The following is a 19,486-nucleotide window of genomic DNA, read 5'->3' as shown; positions in this document are numbered from 1 at the left end:
GCGTCGGGCTCAGACCTCCGCGAGCCAGCGGATCATCCGGGGCATGACCCGCAGCGCGCCGAAGTGCGCGGCCCCGTGCTCGACCTCCAGCTGCGCGTGCGGGATGTGCTCGGCCAGCCAGCGGGTGTGGCTGACCGGCGCGAACCGGTCGTCGCTGCCGTGCCACAGCCGCACCGGCACCTCGATCCCGTCGAGGCGGAAACCCCAGTCGGCGCGCAGCGCGAGCAGGTCGTCGATCCAGCCGTAGGGCCCGTCGCCGAGCGCGGCCGCGTAGGTGCGCAGCAGCAGCCGCTCGATCGCCATGTCGTCGACCACCCGCAGGTCGGCCGCGGGCATCTCCTCGCGCAGCTGGCGCAGCAGGTGGGCGGGGTCGTCGCGGACCCGGTTGGCCCGCAGCCGCAGCTGCTCGACGATGAGGTCCTCGTCGAGCGCGGCGGCCCGGAAGGAGCGCTGGTTGGAGGGGACCATCTCGCCGTACCAGTCCAGGCCCACCGCGTCCGCCGGGGCCAGGCTGACCAGGGCGGCGGCCCGCGTGACCCGGTCGGGCAGCAGCGCCGCGCAGGCCAGCGCGTGCGGGCCGCCGCCGGAGCGGCCGAGGACCGCGAACGTCTCCAGCTCCAGGGCGTCGGCCAGCGCGCGCACGTCGGCGGCGGCCTCGGCGACCGTGCGGCCCGCGTGCCGGCTCGACCCGCCGTAGCCCGGCCGGCAGTAGGCGATCAGTCGCACGCCCAGGCGGTACAAAATCGAATGCCGTGGCTTTGGTCCGTCGCCGCTGCCGGGCGTCCCGTGGTGCAGGAACACCGGCCGTCCCGCGGGCTTGCCCGAGTCTTCGTAGGCGATCGAGCGGCCGCTGCCCAGGTCGAGGAACTTGAACACGGTCCGCCTCCTTCAGCGCTACGCGCCGTCGCGGGAGCGTTCAGAATACCGAGCGGGAATGAGCTTGGGACGATTCGCTGGACAACGCCTGACCGCGACCCCACCATTGGTCCACGTGGGCCCGCCGATGCGCCAGCTGATCCTCAAGATTCACAGTCGTTGCAACCTGAGCTGCGACTACTGCTACATGTACGAGAGCATCGACCAGAGCTGGCGAACCCGGCCGACGACGATGAGCCCGGCCACGGTCGCCGCCGTCGCCGGCCGTATCCGCGAGCACGCCCGCGCCCATGACCTGACGGACCTGCAGGTGGTGCTGCACGGCGGCGAGCCGCTGCTGGCCGGGCACGCGGGGCTGGGGGCGGCGCTGGCGCAGATCCGGGCCGCGTTCCCGGCCGTGCGGTTCGCGATGCAGACCAACGGCATCCTGATCGACGAGCGGTTCCTGGAACTGTTCCACGAGTACGGCGTCCGGGTCGGGGTCAGCGTCGACGGCGATCGGGCCGCGACCGACCGGCACCGCCGCTACGCCAACGGCCGCGGCTCCTACGACCGGATCGCGGCCGGGATCGAGCTGCTCATGCGCCCGGAGCACGCGCCCGTGTACGGCGGGCTGCTGTGCACCATCGACGTCGACAACGACCCCGGCGCGGTCCTCGACGGCCTGCTCGCGTTCCGCCCGCCCCGGGTCGACCTGCTGCTGCCGCACGGCAACTGGACGACGCCGCCGCCGAAGCACGACCGGCCCCTGGCCTACGGCACCTGGCTGATCGAGGTCTTCGAGCGCTGGTACGGGCAGCGCCCCGAGCCGACCCGGATCCGGATCTTCGAGTCGATCATCGCCCGCCTGTTCGGCCTGCCGAGCGGGACCGAGTCCATCGGCGGCGAGGAGCCCGGGATCGTCACCGTCGAGACCGACGGCACCTACGAGCAGTCCGACGCGCTGAAGACCACCGAAGCGGGCGGCCCGGCCACCGGCCTCGCCGTCACCGGCCAGAGCCTCGACGACGTCCTCGATCACCTCGCCGTCGCCGCGCCCTACGCCCTGTCCGCCCAGTGCCGGGCCTGCCCGGTCGTCGCCGTGTGCGGTGGCGGCCTGCGGGCCCACCGGTTCTCCGCGGACAACGGATTCGACAACCCTTCCGTCTACTGCGCGGACCTCCTCGCGCTCATCACCCACATCGGCGCCCGGGTGCGCGCCGACCTCACCCAGGCGGCGGCCGGATGATCGGCGCCGAACAGTTCGCGGGCATCGCGTCCGGCTACGGTGACGCCACGGCCATGGCCGTGCTCGCCGACGGCCAGCTGGCAAAGCGCAAAGCCCTGGTCGCCATGGTACTGCGAGCAGCACGCACGACACCGTTCGCCGACTCGTCGCAAGCCGCCGCGGAGCTGCTCACGCGGGCCGAGGACGCCGCCGGGCCGGCCGTCGCGGGGCCGGCCGTCCTGACCCACCCCCACCTCGACGCCTGGGCGACCCTGTGCCTGCACCGCCTGGCCGACGGCGACGCCGACGCGGACCTGCTCGGGCACCTCGCCGCCTATGGTGCCGCCGCCGCGATCGAGGCCGGGCTGCCGTTCGACGTCACCGTCCCGACGGTCGACGGGGCCGCCTGCCTGCCGGGGCTGGGCGCCGCGGCCGGGCTTGGACCAGGACCGGCAAGCGTCTGTGGTACAGCCGGGACGGTGCGCTTCACCGGCTCCGGCGGCACCGTCGTCGAGCTGGACGGACCCGGCTGGCGGCCCCGCCGCACGGTGACCCTGCCCGGCTGGACGGTGGTCATCGAGGACCTCGACCCGTACCGCAACTCCTATCAGTGGCAGCCGCTGTCGTACCTGCCCGACGCCCGCGCCCAGCACCTCGAGAAGCTCCTCGCCGATGCCTGGCAGCTCATCGAGGCCGGCCACCCGGGGCACGCCGAGGGCATCCGGCACAGCGTCCGGGCGATCGTGCCCCTGGCGACGCCCGAGAACGGCACGATGATCAGCGCCGCGTCGCGCCACGCGGCCGGCGCGATCGCGGTGTCCATCCCGGACACGGCGGCCGATCTGGCGCTGTTGCTGATCCACGAGTACATGCACGCCAAGCTCGGCGCCCTGCTCGACCTGGTCGACCTGCACGAGCGGCCCGGCCCCGGGGCCCCCGGCTTCCACGCACCGTGGCGCCTCGATCCCCGCCCGACCGGCGCCCTGCTCCAGGGCGTCTACGCCCACACCGGCGTCACCGACTACTGGCGGGTGCGCCGGCACAGTCCGGATGCCGACACGCGCCGGGCCGCCGCCCAGTTCACATATTGGCGGGCCATGAATCGGCTCGCCGTCGACGGCCTGATCAACGGCGGTGAATTGACCCCGGCGGGCACACAATTCAGCACCATCCTGCGGGCGACCCTCGACGACTGGGAGACCGAGGAGATCGCACCCGACATCAAGGCGAAGACCCTATTGTTCGTCACCGCGCAAACAACTCGCTGGCTGCTCATCAATGCACAGGCAAGCCCGGGTGAGATCGAAGAACTGACCCGATTCCTGCGTTTCGGCACGCCGCCCCGCTCGTTGGCCGATCGGGGCGCGATCACCCCCGGCGCCGTCCGCGGCCCGGCCGACGCCCCCGGCCTGCTCGCCGACCTCCATCAATGGCTCGACGGCCACACCGGCCCGGCCGAGCCGAATGGCCCTGACCGGCACACACCAGGGTTTATGCTGCTCAACGACGACCCCGGCGGCGCCGAGCGGGCCTGCCTGGCCCGGCTCGACGCGGACGCCGAGGACGACGACGCCTGGATCGGCCTGGCCGTCGCCCGCACCCTCGCGGCCGATCGCGACGGCCACCGCGACCTGGTCACCCGGCTCCTGACGACCCGGCCGGAGTTACTTCGTGCCGCCGTTTCCGCGGTGCAACGCGAAGGAAATACAAACGCCGCTTCTGAACTGGTCAAACGCAGATAACAAGTCGGGGTGGACCGCAGTCCGTCACCCCGATTGCTGTGCCATACTTCTGCCGTGGTTTGTGCTTGCACACAGCTCGTGCTGTGCCGACGGTGTCGTCACCCGCTGCATCCGTAGGGCCCTCACAGGGTCACCCGGGCTAGTGAAGCACCACCCCCTGGCTCCAGGTCATCTTTGACGAGGTCTTGCCGCCGCCGCCGACCATGGCAACCACGCTCTCTCCCAACACACCCATAGGTGGAAGCATGCACAAGCCAGGCGCTGTCGCCGTGGCCGAGGACCCCAGCGAGGGGTTACTCGATCTTGCGGCGGTCCGGTTGCGGACACTGCTGTCCGAGCCCGACGAGGCAACCGCCTCGACGCTCGACAGCGTGATGAAACGACTGTTCGACCCGCGTGAGCGAGACCTGCTCACGGTGTCGGCGTTTGCTTCCGCACTGTAGAACCTTCACACGGCTTCACCACGGTTCTGTACGGCGAAAGGGCCGGAGCGAGATCATCGCTCCGGCCCTTCGCTGTGCCGTGGACTAGCTTGATCTTCAGCCCGGCACGCCCGGCAGCCGCGGTGGGGTGGCCCGGCGCAGCACCCGGTCCGAGCGCAGCCGGGCCACGACCCGCACCGGCAGGCCCCGTAGCAGCCAGGCGAGGCGGGCAGCGTCGTAGCCGGCGTCCATGACGACCCACATCTGCGGGTCGCCGGAGCGCCAGTACCCTGCGGCGATCAGCCGGCCGAGCACATCGCCGGACCGGCCCGGCGGTAACCGCGGCCAGGTCCGCGCCCGGCGTCAGGCGTCCGCAGCCAGCAGGTGACGTCCACCGCGAGGACGATCCGGCCGTCGCCGGCCCGAGGCAACGGCACCGACGTCTGCAGCCCCTCCACGTCCCCTCCCGGCCGCGAGCGCGTTATACAGCGCGCCGCGACCCCGACGGTGCTCCGCCACCAGCGACAGCGCCGGCAACGACCGCACCCGCCCGTCCGCGCACAGCACCGCATCCGCCAACTAGAGGTCGATGCCGAGCTGGCGGTGGCGGGGGTAGGGGCGGACGGTGGCGCCGGTCTCCTCCAGGGCCAGGATGCGGCCCAGGACCTTGCCGTCGAGGTCGTCGTCCGGGGGGAGGGTCTCCAGGCGGGCGTGTGACCACGGGGCGGGTAGGGCGCCGTCGGTGAAGGCGGCCGTGAGCAGGGTGGCGGTGCCGCGGGTCATGGTGCGGGTGGTGTTCACGCCCGGTGGGGTGGGGGAGTAGACGGGCCAGTAGGCGTGGCGGTCGCCGGCTCGGGGGCGGCGGGGGTGGGTGGCGCAGTGGCGGAGGAAGGCCGGCAGGTCGGTGGCGTTGTGGCGGAGGGCCTCGGCGACCAGGCAGGCCCACGTGAAGCCGCCGACCAGGCCCCAGGCGGCGCCGTCGAGTTCGCGTTCGCGGGACCAGCGGCGGACCTCGGTCAGCAGAGCTTGGAACGTGGCCGGGTCGAGGCCTTCCAGGAGGGCGTCGGCGTCGTGGACGGCCAGCATCGCGCGGTGGCCGGGGCCGTCGGGGGCCGCGTGCTGGACGTCGACGTTGACGCCGGCCACCACGGCGCGGACCACGGGCACGACGGTGCCGACGAGTCTGCCGTCCAGCGCGGCGGCCAACGACGGCAGCGGGTCGTCGCCGGCGGGGCCTTCCCACACCAGGTCCAGGTCGGTCGTGTCGCTGTAGACGCCCAGGCGCACCGAGCCGACCACGTGGACGCGGGAGCCGGGGCGCAGCGCCGAGCAGGCGTCGGTGACCAGGGCGCGGGCGGCGGCGTGGCCCGCGGCCAGGGGGACGGTGTGGCGGACCTCGAACGGGCGGTCGGCGCGGCGGCTGATCAGGTCCAGGGCGGTGACCGTGAACTCGAGCGGAGTCCAGGCGCCGCGCAGCTCGGCGTAGACCTGGTCGGCGTTCTTCGTGAGCTTCGCGATCGTCAGGTGCGGGGTGTACGCACCGGCTGTACACCCGGGAAATCTGGACGCGAGAGCCGAGCGCAACCGTTGCAGCGCGTCCGCCGGCGTGGTCTCCGGCTCGGCCCAGACCGTCGTGGAACCGCGGTGGTCGAAGCGGCCGAGGCGGTGCAGGCGGATCCGGATGGGGCCGGTGCCTTCGACGGTGGCCGCGACCACGCGGGCGGCGGCGTCGAACGACGCCTCGGGGACGAAACCGTAGATCAGGTTGATGTGCGGCATCCATCGGCGGTACGCGGGGTCGTGGGCCGCCCGCACGGCCTGAATCGACGGCCAGGTGTGCTGCGGCGGGCGGATCACCAGGGCCGACGTGTGCACGGGGGCGGCGTCGACCGTCTCCTGGGCCGGCTGCAGCAGCGCGGTCACGCCGAAGTGGTCGGAGGCGTACCGCGGCGGGTCGGCGGCGAACGGGCGGTCGGCGAAGCGCTCGGCGACCACCGGGGTCAGCGGGCCACGCACGAGGATGCGGTCCAGGCGGGCGGCGCGGCCGGTGCGGGACCCGATCGCGGCGAGGGGGTTGACGGCCGGGTCGAAGGTGAAGCCGGCGTCGTGGGGATGCACGGCCCGCCAGGCGTCGACGTAGCCGGGGACCGCCGGGGCCGCGTCGTCGCCCGCGTTGAGGTCGGTGAGCACGACCGCCGCGTCCAGGTCGCCGCGGGTCAGCCGCTCGTCGATGACCCGCAGCTGATGCTCCCGGCGCTGCTCCGCGCCCTCCGTGTGGTCGCTGGTCAGGTGGGCGGCGACGAAGCCGACGGTGCTGCCGTTGACGGGCAGCAAGCCCAGGACGAGTCGTTTGTACGCCGAGAGCCGCTGCACTTCGAGCGTGAGCGGCCACCGCGACAGCAGTGTGGTGCCGTAGCCGATGTCCTCGTCCGGTCCGGCGGACACGCAGTATCCCGCGCGGATCCAAGGCGCGGCCAGCAGCGCGGTCCACAGGTCGTGCGTGACCTCGTGCAGCGCGACCACGTCGGCGCCGAGGCCCTCCAGGAGCTCGACGCAGGCCGGGATGCGCCGCTCGGGATAGGTGAGGTCGCGGTCGTAGGCGTCGGAGAGCACGTTGAACGTGGCCACCTGCAGCGCGTCGACGTGCACGGGCGCGGGCGGGCCGGCCGGTGCCCAGCCGCCGTCGAAGCGCAGGCACTCGGCCGCGGCGAACGACGACACGGACCGCTTCGGGGGCTTCACCGCCGGTGCGGCCGCGGCCGCCGTGAGCGCGGCCAGGTCGGCGGCGCCGGGGCCGAAGACCAGGTCCACCCGGGCCTGGCGGTCCCAGACGGTCGTCGTGCCGGCCTTCACGTAGCGGACCCGGTGCCACGGCACGTCACCGCCGCTGACGAACACCAGCAGCGGCGTCTCCCGCGTCCCGGCGCCGCGGTCCTCGTAGCCGACGGTGAACCGGGCGGCATCGAGGGCGGCGTCGTAGCGGATCCGCGAGACGACGTCCTGCACGGGTCTCATGCAGCGAGGTTAGGCCCGGTGCCGGCGGACAGCGACCGAATTCAGTAAGGGCCCTGCTGGCGCAGGCGGCGGTCCTTGCGGCGGCGCAGCAGGATCACGAGCACCGCGACCAGGATGACGATGACGATGAAGCAGCAGCACGCGGGCAGAAACCGGCCGACCATCTCACCCGCCTGCACCGCGGGGTCATTGGGGTCGAGGGTCGAGGTGGGCTCCATGGCCGTCGATGCTAAACCGCGGCACCCATGTCCCGGGTGCCGCGGTCACAGCTTGTTACTCGGAGGTGATCTCGTCGATCGGCGAGAGGTGCATCCAGGTGAAGACGAGCGGGACGTCGCCGTCGCTGATGAGGTGGTGGTTCTCGCCGGGTTCGATGATGAGGATGTCGCCGGCGACGAACCGGGTCTCGGCGGCGCCGTTGAGCTCGAGCACGCCGGCGCCCTGCACGATGGTGAAGATCTCCGGGACGTCGTGGACGTGCACGTCGGACTCGGGGTGGGTGCGGTGGCCGGGGTCGTCGTAGCGGCTGATCCCGCCGCGCTGGACCGGGCCCCAGCCCTCGCCGATGGCGGCGAGCGTGGCCGGGGTACCCCCGTCGGGCAGGTCGGCCAGTGCCAGTTTTCTCATTGGAAGGCTCCGATCTCGCGGAAGTGGGCGCGTTCGGCGGCGGCCCGGCGCACCAGGCCGGCGGCGCCGGGGATCTCCGGGCCGTCCTCGCGGCGCACCAGCCGGGCGGGCGGGAGCAGCACCGGGTCGGGGGCGGCCAGGACGGCCTCGGCCAGGGCGACGAACGGCTCGGTGCGGGCCAGGGGGACGAGCAGCGGGGCGTCGTGCTCGCGGTGGTCGAGGAGGTTCTCCAGCAGGCCGATGCGGCCCGGCAGGACCTCGCCGTCGAGCCGGTCCTGGGCGTAGCCGACCTCGGCCGTGCCCTCGCTGCCGGTGACGGTGATGTCGCCGGGCACGAACGCGCCGGAGCACAGCGTGACGGCCACGAACACGCTGCGGCCGTCGGGCACGGTGAGGCGCAGGGTCGCCGTGTCCTCGGCCTCGATGTCGGGGCGGGTGCGGTACCGATCGAGGCTGAGTGTCCACGGTGGACGGACTCCGGTGATCGCCAGAGCCTGCATGAGGGCGTGCGCGAAGGGGTTCACGAGCGCCCCGTCCAGCCCGCGCCGGCCCGACCACGAGGAGCGGCGCCAGTATTCGTCCGGCCGCCACCACGCCCCGGCGACGGCGGCCGAGCGGACCGCGCCGACCCGGTCGGCCAGCATCGGCATCGTCGGCGAGCCGAGGGCCTGGAAGTTCACCTGCACGACCCGGCCCCGGGCGGCCTCGGCCAGGGTGTCGTAGTCGGCCGTCCGCAGCACCGGCGGCTTCTCCAGCAGCAGGTCGGCGCCGGCGTCGAGGACGTCGAGGGCGATCGGCAGGTGGGTGTGCGGCGGGGTGCAGACGATGACGACCTCGGGCTTGCGCTCGGCGAGCATCGTGCGGTGGTCGGTGTAGTCGTAGCCGGGCCGCACGTCGCAGGTGGCGACGAGGCGGACCCGCTCGCCGAGGGCCTCGATCGCGCGCAGGTGCCAGATCCCGTGCCCGGCCGCCCCGATGAGCGCCACCGTCGCGGTCACCGCAGAGCCGCCAGCGTCTTGACGACCCCGTGCCGGTCCAGGTCGGCGCTCCACGACGACAGCTGGGCGCGCAGCTCGGCGTCGTCGGCGAACCCGGGCGGGAACACGGCGTCGAGCTCCAGCAGCGACGGCGTGGCCCGCAGCCGGTCGGCCAGGGGGTCGTCCAGCGGCAGGGCGGTGCCGTCGTCGGCGACCCCGCGCACGAAGCGCATCCAGGCCGCGAGGACGAGCGTGGCGTACACCGGGACGCTGCCGGCGGCCCGCCGGTCGGCGATGGTGGCGAGGAGCCGCTGCGGGAGCTTCTGCGAGCCGTCCATGGCGATCTGCAGGGTCCGGTGGCGCAGTCCGGCGTTGGAGAAGCGTTCCAGAGCGCTGCGGCCGTACTGTTCGACCGTCACCCCGTCCGGCGGGCTGAGCGTCGGTGCGATGTCGGTCGCGATGAACCGCTCCATGGCCGAGCGCATCCCGGGCAGTGCCAGGGCCTGGTCGACCGTGCGCGCGCCGGCGAGCGCGCCGAGGTAGGCCAGCGCCGAGTGCACCCCGAGCAGGGCCCGCAGCTTCAACCCCTCCCACGGGGCCACGTCGTCGGTGATGATCGCGCCGGCCTGGTCCCACGCGGGCCGCCCGCCCGGGAAGTCGTTCTCCAGCACCCAGGCGTTGAACGGCTCCGCGGCCACGCACGCCCGGTCCTCCAGGCCGAGGACTTCCCGGGCGGTGGCATAGGTGGCGTCGGTACTGGCCGGGACGATGCGGTCCACCATCGTGCTCGGGAACCCGATGAAGCTCACATCGTCGAGCTCGGCCGTGATCAGCTCCCGCAGCCGGCGCCCGTTGGAGGGCAGGTTGTCGCAGCTGACCAGCGCGATCGGGGCCTGACCGGCGGCCCGCGCGCGCAGCCCGGCCAGCAGCAGCCGCATGATGCCGGAGTCGGGCCGGTACGCCTTCTCGGTCACCGTCAGCGTGACGATCCGGACCGCGGGGTCGGCCAGCAGGCGCTCGACCGCCTCCGGCTCGCCGGCCGCGTGCAGGGCCTGGCTGTGCACGCCCAGCACCCGCGGCGTGACCCGTTCGCCGTCCAGCGTCAGCACGCTGTAGAGCAGGTCCTGGTCCAGGAGCGGGTCGAGCACGGTCCGGGACCGGGGTGCGACGGCGGCGATACCCCAGTCCCCGCCGGCCTTGCGGATCGCGTCCTCGGTGAAGACGGCCTCGTGGGCCCGGTGGAACGCGCCCAGCCCGAGGTGCACGATCCCGGTGCCGGCCGGCTCGATCACGTCGCGGAACGTGGCACGGCTCAGGCGTTCCATACGGGCCCCTCCGGGAAGCGGTACTGCGCGATGGACTCGGGCCGCAGCTCGACGCTGTAGCCGGGCCGCTCCGGCAGCACGTAGCGGCCGCCCGCGATGCGGACCGGGTCGGTGAAGTGCTCGTGCAGGTGGTCGACGTACTCCACCATCCGCCCCTCCATCGACCGGCCGACCCGCAGGTAGTCGAAGAACGACAGGTGCTGCACGTACTCGCACAGCCCGACGCCACCCGCGTGCGGGCAGACGGTGACCCCGAACTTGGCCGCGAGGAGCAGCTCGGCCAGGACCTCGCCGACGCCGGCCACCCGGCACGCGTCGACCTGCATGATGCCGATCGCCCCGGCCTGCAGCAGCTGCTTGAAGATGACCCGGTTGGCGGCGACCTCGCCGGTGGCGACCTTGCACCGCTCGCCCAGGGCGCGCTGGATCGCGGCGTGGCCGAGCACGTCGTCGGCGTGCGTGGGCTCCTCGATCCAGTACGGCTCGAACTCGACCAGGCGCTCCATGTTGGCGATCGCGACGCCGACGTCCCAGACCTGGTTGGCGTCCATCATGAGCAGCGCGCCGGGGCCGATCTCGGAGCGGATGATCCCGGCCCGGCGCACGTCGTCGTCGATCGGGCCGCCGACCTTCATCTTGAACGCGTTGAAGCCGTCCTTGACCGCCTGCCGGGTGAGGGCCCGGACCTTCTCGTCGTCGTAGCCGAGCCAGCCGACGGAGGTGGTGTACGACGGGAAACCGTGCTCGGCCGCGTAGGCCAGCCGGTCGTCATAGCCGTCCCGCCCGGCGTCGAGGATGGCGGCGGCCTCCTCCGGGGTGAGCGCGTCGGTGATGTGATTGAAGTCGATGGCGGCCACCAGATCGGCGGTCGGCATCTCCGCCAGCAGCTGCCACAGGGGCTTGCTTTCCAGGCGCGCCCGAAGATCCCAGACGGCGTTGAGGATCGCGCCGGCCGCCATCGCCACGACGCCCTTCTCGGGCCCGAGCCAGCGGACCTGGACGTCCGCCGTGATCGTTCGCTGGCCTTCCGCGGTGCACAGGTCTTCGACGTGGTGGCCGACGACGTGGTGCTGGAGGGCCTCCACCGCCGCACAGGTGATCTCGTTGCCGCGGCCGTTGGTGAACGTCAGGCCGAAGCCGTTGTGGGAGTCCGTCTCCAGCACGACATAGGTGGCCGAGTAGTCGCCCTTGTTGATGGCGTCCGAGCCGTCACCGGCGGCGGCGGTCGGGAACCGCACATCGTGGACGGTCAGGCCGGTGATGAGGGTCACGCGTTCACTCCAATGACCGGAGTAGCCGGGGACTGGCTATTGGGGACGGTGCGTGCGTAGACGCGCTTCGGCAGGTGGTAGGCGAGGTCGGCGATGGTCTCGGCGGCCTCGTCGAGCGGCAGGCGGTGCTCGGCGACGAGCCGGGCCAGGAAGCCGGCGTCGACGCGGCGGGCCACGTCGTGGCGGACCGGGATCGAGCAGAACGCGCGGGTGTCGTCGACGAACCCGGCGGTGTTGTAGAAGCCCGCGGACTCGGTGACGGCCTCGCGGTAGCGGCGCAGGCCCTCGGGGCTGTCCAGGAACCACCAGGGCGCGCCGAGGAAGACGGCCGGGTAGCCGCCGGCCAGTGGCGCCAGCTCGCGGGTGAACGCGGTCTCGTCGAGCGTGTAGAGCACGATCCGGAACCGCGGGTCGGTGCCGAGCTCGTCCAGCAGCGGCTTGAGCGCGCGGACATACTCGGTCGGGCTGGGGATGTCGCCGCCGACGTCGCGGCCGTGCCGGGCGTGGAGGGCCGCGTTGTGGTTGCGCACGGCCCCCGGGTGCAGCTGCATGACCAGGCCGTCCTCGACCGACATGCGGGCGAACTCGACAAGCATGTGGGCCCGGAACGTCTCGGCGTCGCCGGCCTCGGCGCGCCCGCGCAGGGCGCGGTCGAACAGGGCGGTGACCTCGTCGCGGGGCAGGGCGAGGGTGGCCGCGGTCGGGTGGCCGTGGTCGCTGGAGGTGGCCCCGGCGGCGATGAAGGCCTGGCGGCGCGCGCGCAGCCGGTCCAGGAACTCGGCGTAGGTGCCCGCACCGAGCTGCGCGACCCGGTCGGCCCAGCCGGCCCAGTCGAGGTCGACGAGGTCGTCGGGGCGGAAGGTGGTGATGACCCGCCCGCCGGGGCCGCCCCAGCCGTCGGCGGCGAGCTTGGCGTGGGCGCCGAGGTCGGACAGCGGCGACTCGGTGGTCGCGAGGACCTCGAGGTTGAACCGCTCGAACAGGGCCCGGGGCCGGAACTCGGGGCTGGCGAGGCGCTCGGCGATGGTGTCGTAGACGTCGTCGGCGGTGCCCGCGTGCAGCGGGCCGTCGACGCCGAACACCTCGGCCAGGACGCGCTCGGTCCACAGCCGCGACGGGGTGCCCCGGAACAGGTGCCAGTGCTCGGCCAGCCGCCGCCAGATCGTGCGCCCGTCCGTCTCCACCGGTGAACCGTCCAGCGCCGGCACGCCCAGGTCGGCCGGGGGGACGCCCTGGCTGGCCAGCATGCGGGTGACGTAGTGGTCGGGCACCACGATCAGCCGGGCCGGGTCCGGGAACGGCTGGTCGTCGGCCAGGATGGCGGGGTCGACGTGGCCGTGCGGGCTGATCAGCGGCAGGCCCTTGGCGTGCCCGTAGAGCTCGCGGGCGATGGCGCGGACCCCGGGGTCGGCGGGGAGCAGGTGGTCCTCATGCATGAACGTTTCCAGCCTTGAGCTCGGCGGTGCGGACGGGCCGACCGGTATTGATGGACTCGTTGGCGGCGAGCCCGACGAGCAGGGCGCGGGCTCCGGCGGCGGCGTCCGCGGAGCGGCCGAGCGGGTCGGGTGGCGCGTGCGGATCCAGCAGCTGCGCGAGCATCCGCACGTCGGCGCCGCCGTGGCCTTCGCGGCGGTACCCCTCCACGGGCACTTCCACCGGGGAGCCGAAGAACGGGCGGATGCGCAGGCTCGCGGTCCCGGGCTCGCGATGGCCCTTGAGCGAGTCGGCGGCGTCGGGCGAGACGTGGTCGGTCTCCGTCACGTCGAGCTCGAGCCGTCCGCGGCTGCCGTTGAAGGCGATACGGCACCCCTCCCAGGGCGCGTAGGCCGTCAGGTGGTACGTGAGGGTCGCGCCGCGAGCGTAGCGCACCAGCACCGCCAGATCGTCCTCGATGGTCACGCCGGGGGCGAAGACGTCCTGATCGCGGCGATACCCGTCGGCCTTGACGGCCCGCTCGCCGTAGAGCGCGTCGAGGTCGGGGTCGGCCATGTCGATCGCGAACTTCCCGGCGCCGTGGCCCGATCCGTCAGTACCGTAGAAGAAGAGTCTTCCATCGGCGTAGACGGACGCCGGGTCGTCGGCCAGCCACCAGTTGACCAGGTCGAAGTGGTGCCCGGCCTTGTGCACCAGCAGGCCGCCGGAGTCGGACTTGGAGCGGTGCCAGCGCCGGAAGTAGTCGGCGCCGTGCCGCACGTCGAGCAGCCACTCGAAGTGCACCGAGCCGACGTCGCCGATCTCGCCGTTCGCGATGATCCTTTTCACCGCCTCGTGCAGCGGGTTGTATCGATAGTTGAATGTAACTTGCACACGGCGGCCGGTGCGCTCCACGGCGTCGAGGATCCGCGCGCAGCGGGGCGCGTCGATCGTCATCGGCTTCTCGGTGAGCACGTCGCAGCCGGCCTCGAGGGCCGCGACGATGTACTCGTCGTGGTAGCGGTCCACCGTGCACACGATCACCACGTCGACCCGCTCACGCTCGATCATCTCGGTGAACGCGCTGGCCGGATAGGCCGGGACGGGCTTGTCGAGGCGGTCGTTGTGCACGGCGACGCGGACCGGGTTCGGGTCGGCGAGGGCGACGAGCTCGCACGTCTGCCGGTGCTCTCCGGTGAGCGCCCGCACGAACATGGCCGCCCGCGATCCGGTGCCGACGATCGCATAGCGCTTGTTCAAGGAACCCCCTTGGGGCTGCAAAGGTTTGCAGCAAACTATGCGCAAAGGGCCCTGGCGGGGTCAATACCAGCGCGAAACTTCCATTGAGGGGCGTTGACACGGGAGCAAACGTTTGCATAATTGGCTGCACCCGGTGACCCGCATCACCGTCTTCGAGAGGACGCCACGTGCCCGCCACGATCCGAGATGTCGCCCGCGCCTCCGGCGTCCATGTCTCCACCGTGTCGCGCACGTTCTCCGCCCCGCACCTCGTCAACCCCGACACACGCAGCCGCGTGCTGTCAACCGCGGAGAGCATGGGCTACCGGCCCAACCGCGCCGCCCGCGCCCTGATCACCGGCCGCACGCACAACATCGGCCTGATCGTCGCGGACATCGCGAACCCGTTCTTCCCGCCGCTCATCAAGGCCGCCGAATCCCAGTCGCGCCAGCGCGACTACCACCTTTTCGTCGCCGACACCAACGAGGACCCCGTGGTCGAGGAGCAGCTCGTCCACGCCCTCGCCAAGCAGGTCGACGGCGTGCTGCTGTGCAGCCCGCGCATGAGCAACGACCTGATCGAGAAGCTCCGCAAGGAGGTGCCCCTGGTCGTGGTCAACCGGCCCGTCGAGGGGCTGCCCGCGGTCGTGATGGACGTCGCCAACGGCGCCCGGACCGCGGTCGAACACCTGGTGTCCCTCGGCCACCGCGAGATCGCCCTGCTGGGCGGGCCGCGCGGGTCGTGGACCAACCGGGAGATCCGCCGCTCCGCCACCGCCGCGGCCAAGGCCGCGGGTGCCACGCTCACGGTCCTCGGGCCCTTCCAGCCCACGGAGGCGGCCGGATCGGCCGCCTGCGCGGCGGTGCTGGCCACGGGGGCGACCGCCGTGCTGGCCTACAACGACCTCATGGCGATCGGCCTGCTCGAGGGCCTGCACGACCGCAATGTGAGCGTGCCGGAGGAGATCAGCGTCGTCGGCATAGACGACATCATGCTCAGCCGGCTCGTGCGCCCGAAGCTCACGACCGTGGCGACACCGACCGCGGCCGCCGGACGGGCGGCCGTGGACATGCTGTTGCACCACGAAGACGAACAGCGCTCAACCGCACTTGTCACGCTCCAGACCCAGCTGGTCATCCGCGACTCCACCGGCCCCGCGCCGGTATAACCCCAGTTGTCGCGGCCAATGCCTAGGAGTGTCATTCGATGTCCGGAACACCCCGCCGCCGGTTGCTCGCCGCAGCCGTCGCGGCCGCTCTGCTCGTACCCCTCGCCGCCTGTGGTGACGACTCCGGCGGCTCGCCGTCGGCCGACTCCACCAAGCCGGTGGAGCTGAGCTTCTTCTGGTGGGGCGGCGACGCCCGCGCCAAGCTCACCGAGGACGCGCTGAAGGCCTACACCGCCAAGCACCCCAACGTCACGTTCAAGACGACGTGGCAGGCGAACCAGGGCTACTTCGACAAACTGGCGACCCTCACGGCCGGCAACGCCGCGCCCGACATCTTCCAGATCGACGACAACTTCCTCACCGAGTACGCGTCGCGCAACGTCACGCTGGACCTTTCGTCGTACCAGAAGTCCGGCAAGCTCGACACCTCCAAGTTCCCCGAGAGCCTGTGGAAGTACGGCGAGGTCGACGGCAAGCTGGCCGGCGTCGCCTTCGGCGAGAACACCCAGGGTCTGGTCTACAACAAGACAAAGCTGGCCGCGGCCAACCAGCCGGAGCCGAAGACCGGGATGTCCTGGCCGGAGTTCATCACCTGGGCCCAGGCGGCCGGCGCGGCCACCAAGGTCCCCGGCACGCAGGACCCCAGCGCCGACTACAAGGCGTTCTGGGTGTGGCTGCGCCAGCAGGGCAAGGACCTGTACAAGGGCAAGGAGCTCGGCTTCACCGCGCAGGACGTGACCGCCTGGTTCGACCTGTGGAAGGGCGCCCGCGACGCCAAGGCGACGCCGACCGCGGACGTGATCCGCGAGGGCAACGCGACCGACGTCACCAAGCAACTCGTCGTCACCGGCAAGGCCCTCACCTCCTGGGTCTGGGTCAACCAGCTGCCGGAGCTGCAGAAGAACACCAAGGACGAGCTCGGCGTCATGGCCTACCCCGGTGACCCCAAGGCCCAGTGGGCGCGCGCCTCGATGTACTTCTCGGTGTACCGCGGCAGCGACAAGAAGGACGTGGCCGTCGACGTCATCAACTTCCTGGCCAACGACCCGGAGGCGGGCAAGATCCTCGGCACCGACCGGGGCCTGCCGTCCAACCTGGACGTCCGCACCGCCGTCGAGGGTGCCGTCACCGACAAGGCGATGAAGACCTCCATCGACGTCGAGAACACGCTCGGCAAGACCTTCGGGCCGTCGCCGACGGTGCCGCTCAAGGGCCACAGCACCCTGCGCTCGGAGCTGATCAAGGCCGCGGAGTCGGTGCAGGCCGGCAAGGCGTCCTCCCAGCAGGCCGCCGACGCGTTCATCAGCGCCGTCAAGACGGCCATCTCCAAGTAGGGAAACGCTTCCAGTGGCTGTCACCACGACGGCACGGACAGCGGCACGGCACTCCGCTCGGGTCCCCTCGGGGCCCGGGCGGGGCGTCCGCCGCGAGGGCCGGGCCGGCTACGTCTTCCTCTCACCCTGGCTGCTCGGCTTCGGCGCGTTCACGCTCCTGCCGATGCTGGGCTCGCTCTTCCTGAGCTTCACCGACTACGACATCCTGTCGGACTGGTCGGAGCTGCACTTCATCGGCTTCGACAACTACGTGCGGATGTTCACCGAGGACCCGGCGTTCTACCACGCGGTCACGGTGACCGTGCTGTTCGGCGTCATCGCGGTCCCGCTCAAGCTGGCCGCCGCGTTCGGCGTCGCCCTGCTGCTCAACCGCCAGATGCGCGGCGTCGGGCTGTTCCGCGGCCTGTTCTACCTGCCGTCGCTGCTCGGCGGCAGCGTGGCCCTGGGCTTCGTGTGGTATTCGATGTTCAACCGCGAGGGCTCGTTCAACCGCATGCTCGCGCTGTTCGGCATCCACGGTGAGGGCTGGGTCAACGACCCCGACTGGGCCCTGGGCACCCTGATCCTGCTGGCGGTGTGGCAGTTCGGCGCGCCGATGGTCATCTTCCTGGCCGGGCTCAAGCAGGTGCCGGTCGAGCTCTACGAGGCCGCGGCCGTCGACGGCGCCGGCGCGTGGCGCAAGTTCGTGTCGGTGACGATGCCGATGATGTCGCCGGTCATCTTCTTCAACCTGGTCCTCGAAACCATCCACGGCTTCCAGGGCTTCACCTCGGCGTTCGTCATCTCCGGCGGCACCGGCGGCCCGGTCGACTCCACCCTCATGTACACGCTCTACCTGTACATCAAGGGCTTCACCGACTACGAGATGGGCTACGCCTCGGCGCTGGCCTGGGTCTTCCTCGCCGCGATCGGCCTGCTGACGGTCGTGCTGTTCAGCACCGGCCGCTTCTGGGTGCACTACTCCGACGGAGGCGACGACCGATGACCGCGATCAAGGCGAGCGCCCGGTACCTCGTCATCCTGGCGATCCTGCTCATCATCCTGTACCCGCTGCTGTGGATGGTCGGCAGTTCGTTCAAGAGCCAGGAGGAGGTCCTGAACAACGTCTCCATCTGGCCGGAGAGCTGGACCCCGTCCAACTACCCGGACGGCTGGGCCCACTTCCAGAGCGCCGCGGTCACGTTCGGCCGCTTCTTCTTCAACAGCGCCCTGGTCTCCCTGCTGGTCGTCATCGGCAACGCGGTGTCGTGCCTGCTGGCCGCCTACGCGTTCGCGCGCCTGCGGTTCAAGGGCCGCCGGGTGTGGTTCGCCATCATGATCGGCACCCTGCTGCTGCCCGGCCACGTCCTCATCGTGCCGCAGTTCATCCTGTTCAAGCAGCTGGGCCTGGTCGGCGGCGAGTTCCCGTACCTGCCGCTGATCGTGCCGCACTTCCTGGCCACCGAGGCGTTCTTCGTCTTCCTCATGGTCCAGTTCATGCGCGGCATCCCGCGCGAGCTGGACGAGGCCGCGAAGATCGACGGCTGCTCACCGTTCGGCGTGTTCCGCAGCGTGATCCTGCCGCTGTCGCGCCCCGCACTGGTGACCACCGCGATCTTCTCGTTCATCTGGACCTGGAACGACTTCTTCCGTCAGCTGGTGTATGTCTCGGAGACCACGAAGAACACGGTCCCGGTGGCGCTGCGGGCCTTCATCGACTCCTCCGGCCAGGTCTCCGTCGGCCCGATGTTCGCGATGTCGGTCCTCTCGCTCGTCCCCGTGTTCCTGTTCTTCCTGGCCTTCCAGCGGATGCTGGTCGAGGGCATCAACACCTCGGGCCTGAAGGGTTGAGCACTGTGAAACGAGACTGGCAGGAGACGATCACGGTCGCCGCGGACGTGGCCCTGGTGGGCCTGTTCGTGACGGCGGCATCGGTACCGCTGGTAACCCTCGGCGCCGCGGTGCGCACGGGTTCATCGGCGGTGGGCGTGATCGCCCGCGGCGAGAAGGTCTCGCTGCCGGCGATGTGGCGGCTGTTCCGCGCCTCCCTGCTGCGCGGCTTCGTCGCGTCGCTGGCGGTGCTCGCCCTCGCCCTCCTGCTGGCCTTCAACGTCGACGCCGTGGCCGGCGGCCGGGTCCCGGGCGGGTCGCCCGCGCTGGCCGGCACCGGCGTCGCGGTCGTCGTGCTGCTGTCGATCGGCCTGCTGGGCCTCGTCCGCCTGGGCCGGGACCCGTCCCCGTCCAGCTGGCGCGAGGCTCTGCGCTGGGCCGCTCGCACGGCATGGCGGCAACCGGGCGCGGCGGCGGCGGTGGCCGGGGTGTCGGCCGTCGCCGCCGCGCTCGCACTGTTCATCCCGCTGACCGCCCCGCTCCTGGTCGGCTACGCCCTGTACGCCGCCCACGCGGTCACCGCCCGCCTGGTCAAGACCCCGAGCCCCGCGTAGTGCCCGACTGGAGCCTGGCCGACGCCTGGGTGTTCACGGCCGTCGAGGGCACCGGCCCGCACGACGGCTACACCCTCACCCAGCTCATCGCCAAGGCCGACGCCATCAACCACGCCGTGCTCCTGGAGAGCGAGTTCGTGGCGGCGGTACCGAGACTGATCGCGGCCGGCCTCGTCGCCGCGACAGCCGACGCCGACCGCTACTGGCACACCGAGGCCGGCCGCGCCCTGTACGACCGCTGCCTCAAGCGCGGCGGCCTGTTCCGCTGGACCACCGCGATCCCACCGGCACTCGACCACCTCGGCCCGCCGCAGGACCAGGACGTCCCCTGGTCGCTGCCCGCCGGCGCCTTCCAGCGCGCCGTCAAGGCCTACCTCGATCCGGGCCGGGACACCTAGCCCTTGCGTCGCCGCTTGCGGTCGTGACCCGGCTGGATGTGGGTACTC

Annotated in this window: 18 protein-coding genes and 1 pseudogene; 9 read left to right on the top strand and 10 right to left on the bottom strand. The window is 71.9% G+C overall.

Annotation, left to right across the window (positions count from 1 at the left end; all coding sequences use genetic code 11):
- Positions 1-9: 9 nt before the first annotated feature.
- Entirely contained in the window at positions 10-876 is an 867-nt protein-coding gene (locus tag ACIA8L_RS24870) for an alpha/beta fold hydrolase (RefSeq protein ID WP_395908469.1), read from the bottom strand.
- 58 nt (positions 877-934) lie between these two features.
- Here ACIA8L_RS24870 and ACIA8L_RS24865 point away from each other — a divergent pair, with 58 nt between their 5' ends.
- From ACIA8L_RS24865 to ACIA8L_RS24855, 3 genes are all read left to right on the top strand, one after another.
- Positions 935-2,104: an FxsB family cyclophane-forming radical SAM/SPASM peptide maturase gene (locus ACIA8L_RS24865; protein WP_395908466.1), complete on the top strand. Its 1,170-nt coding sequence runs from the start codon at positions 935-937 to the stop codon at positions 2,102-2,104.
- Complete coding sequence (locus ACIA8L_RS24860) at positions 2,101-3,825, top strand: HEXXH motif domain-containing protein (protein ID WP_395908464.1); 1,725 nt, start codon at positions 2,101-2,103, stop codon at positions 3,823-3,825. The genes ACIA8L_RS24865 and ACIA8L_RS24860 overlap by 4 nt, the downstream gene beginning before the upstream one ends.
- Positions 3,826-4,070: 245 nt before the next feature.
- The gene (locus ACIA8L_RS24855) at positions 4,071-4,268 is read left to right on the top strand and encodes a hypothetical protein (RefSeq protein ID WP_395908462.1); all 198 of its coding nucleotides are present in this window, start codon (positions 4,071-4,073) and stop codon (positions 4,266-4,268) included.
- A 99-nt stretch (positions 4,269-4,367) separates the two neighbouring features.
- On the opposite strand, the pseudogene ACIA8L_RS24850 reads toward ACIA8L_RS24855, so the two are convergent.
- The 9 genes and pseudogenes from ACIA8L_RS24850 to ACIA8L_RS24810 form a co-directional block, all read right to left on the bottom strand.
- A pseudogene (locus tag ACIA8L_RS24850) lies at positions 4,368-4,826 on the bottom strand (transposase); the annotation flags it as partial.
- Positions 4,827-7,262, bottom strand: a complete 2,436-nt coding sequence (locus ACIA8L_RS24845; RefSeq protein ID WP_395908460.1) for an RNA repair domain-containing protein — start codon at positions 7,260-7,262, stop codon at positions 4,827-4,829.
- A 41-nt stretch (positions 7,263-7,303) separates the two neighbouring features.
- A complete protein-coding gene (locus tag ACIA8L_RS24840) occupies positions 7,304-7,480 on the bottom strand; it encodes a hypothetical protein (protein WP_395908457.1) in 177 nt (58 codons plus the stop codon).
- Positions 7,481-7,535: 55 nt separating this feature from the next.
- Positions 7,536-7,889, bottom strand: a complete 354-nt coding sequence (locus ACIA8L_RS24835; protein WP_395908454.1) for a cupin domain-containing protein — start codon at positions 7,887-7,889, stop codon at positions 7,536-7,538.
- Positions 7,886-8,887 (bottom strand): Gfo/Idh/MocA family protein, encoded by a 1,002-nt coding sequence (locus ACIA8L_RS24830; RefSeq protein ID WP_395908451.1) that lies wholly within the window; start codon positions 8,885-8,887, stop codon positions 7,886-7,888. The genes ACIA8L_RS24835 and ACIA8L_RS24830 overlap by 4 nt, the downstream gene beginning before the upstream one ends.
- Positions 8,884-10,191 (bottom strand): mannitol dehydrogenase family protein, encoded by a 1,308-nt coding sequence (locus ACIA8L_RS24825; protein WP_395908448.1) that lies wholly within the window; start codon positions 10,189-10,191, stop codon positions 8,884-8,886. Before ACIA8L_RS24825 ends, ACIA8L_RS24830 begins: the two co-directional genes overlap by 4 nt.
- Positions 10,179-11,462 carry an enolase C-terminal domain-like protein gene (locus ACIA8L_RS24820; protein ID WP_395908446.1) on the bottom strand — a complete coding sequence of 428 codons (1,284 nt, stop codon included), beginning with the start codon at positions 11,460-11,462 and terminating at the stop codon, positions 10,179-10,181. The genes ACIA8L_RS24825 and ACIA8L_RS24820 overlap by 13 nt, the downstream gene beginning before the upstream one ends.
- Complete coding sequence (gene uxaC / locus ACIA8L_RS24815; RefSeq protein ID WP_395908444.1) at positions 11,459-12,898, bottom strand: glucuronate isomerase; 1,440 nt, start codon at positions 12,896-12,898, stop codon at positions 11,459-11,461. The genes ACIA8L_RS24820 and uxaC overlap by 4 nt, the downstream gene beginning before the upstream one ends.
- Positions 12,891-14,135, bottom strand: coding sequence for a Gfo/Idh/MocA family protein (locus tag ACIA8L_RS24810; RefSeq protein ID WP_395908442.1), 1,245 nt, complete (start codon positions 14,133-14,135; stop codon positions 12,891-12,893). The genes uxaC and ACIA8L_RS24810 overlap by 8 nt, the downstream gene beginning before the upstream one ends.
- Before the next feature lie 167 nt (positions 14,136-14,302).
- Between ACIA8L_RS24810 and ACIA8L_RS24805 the strand changes: the two genes are divergently transcribed.
- Genes ACIA8L_RS24805 through ACIA8L_RS24780 form a run of 6 tightly spaced genes read left to right on the top strand, consistent with a single transcriptional unit; the run spans position 14,303 to position 19,438 of the window.
- Entirely contained in the window at positions 14,303-15,283 is a 981-nt protein-coding gene (locus ACIA8L_RS24805) for a LacI family DNA-binding transcriptional regulator (RefSeq protein WP_395908439.1), read from the top strand.
- Between the two features lie 38 nt (positions 15,284-15,321).
- Positions 15,322-16,617, top strand: coding sequence for an ABC transporter substrate-binding protein (locus ACIA8L_RS24800; RefSeq protein ID WP_395908436.1), 1,296 nt, complete (start codon positions 15,322-15,324; stop codon positions 16,615-16,617).
- 13 nt (positions 16,618-16,630) lie between these two features.
- Positions 16,631-17,602 carry a carbohydrate ABC transporter permease gene (locus tag ACIA8L_RS24795; RefSeq protein WP_395908434.1) on the top strand — a complete coding sequence of 324 codons (972 nt, stop codon included), beginning with the start codon at positions 16,631-16,633 and terminating at the stop codon, positions 17,600-17,602.
- Positions 17,599-18,447: a carbohydrate ABC transporter permease gene (locus tag ACIA8L_RS24790; RefSeq protein ID WP_395908431.1), complete on the top strand. Its 849-nt coding sequence runs from the start codon at positions 17,599-17,601 to the stop codon at positions 18,445-18,447. Before ACIA8L_RS24795 ends, ACIA8L_RS24790 begins: the two co-directional genes overlap by 4 nt.
- 5 nt (positions 18,448-18,452) lie before the next feature.
- Complete coding sequence (locus ACIA8L_RS24785; protein ID WP_395908429.1) at positions 18,453-19,040, top strand: hypothetical protein; 588 nt, start codon at positions 18,453-18,455, stop codon at positions 19,038-19,040.
- Positions 19,040-19,438 (top strand): hypothetical protein, encoded by a 399-nt coding sequence (locus tag ACIA8L_RS24780; RefSeq protein WP_395908427.1) that lies wholly within the window; start codon positions 19,040-19,042, stop codon positions 19,436-19,438. The genes ACIA8L_RS24785 and ACIA8L_RS24780 overlap by 1 nt, the downstream gene beginning before the upstream one ends.
- Positions 19,439-19,486: the final 48 nt, after the last annotated feature.

Origin of the sequence: Dactylosporangium sp. NPDC051541 (assembly GCF_044454505.1) — a bacterium.
Taxonomy (GTDB): domain Bacteria; phylum Actinomycetota; class Actinomycetes; order Mycobacteriales; family Micromonosporaceae; genus Dactylosporangium.
Note: the sequence above shows the minus strand (reverse complement) of the source record. Positions and strands in the feature narration are given on the sequence as shown.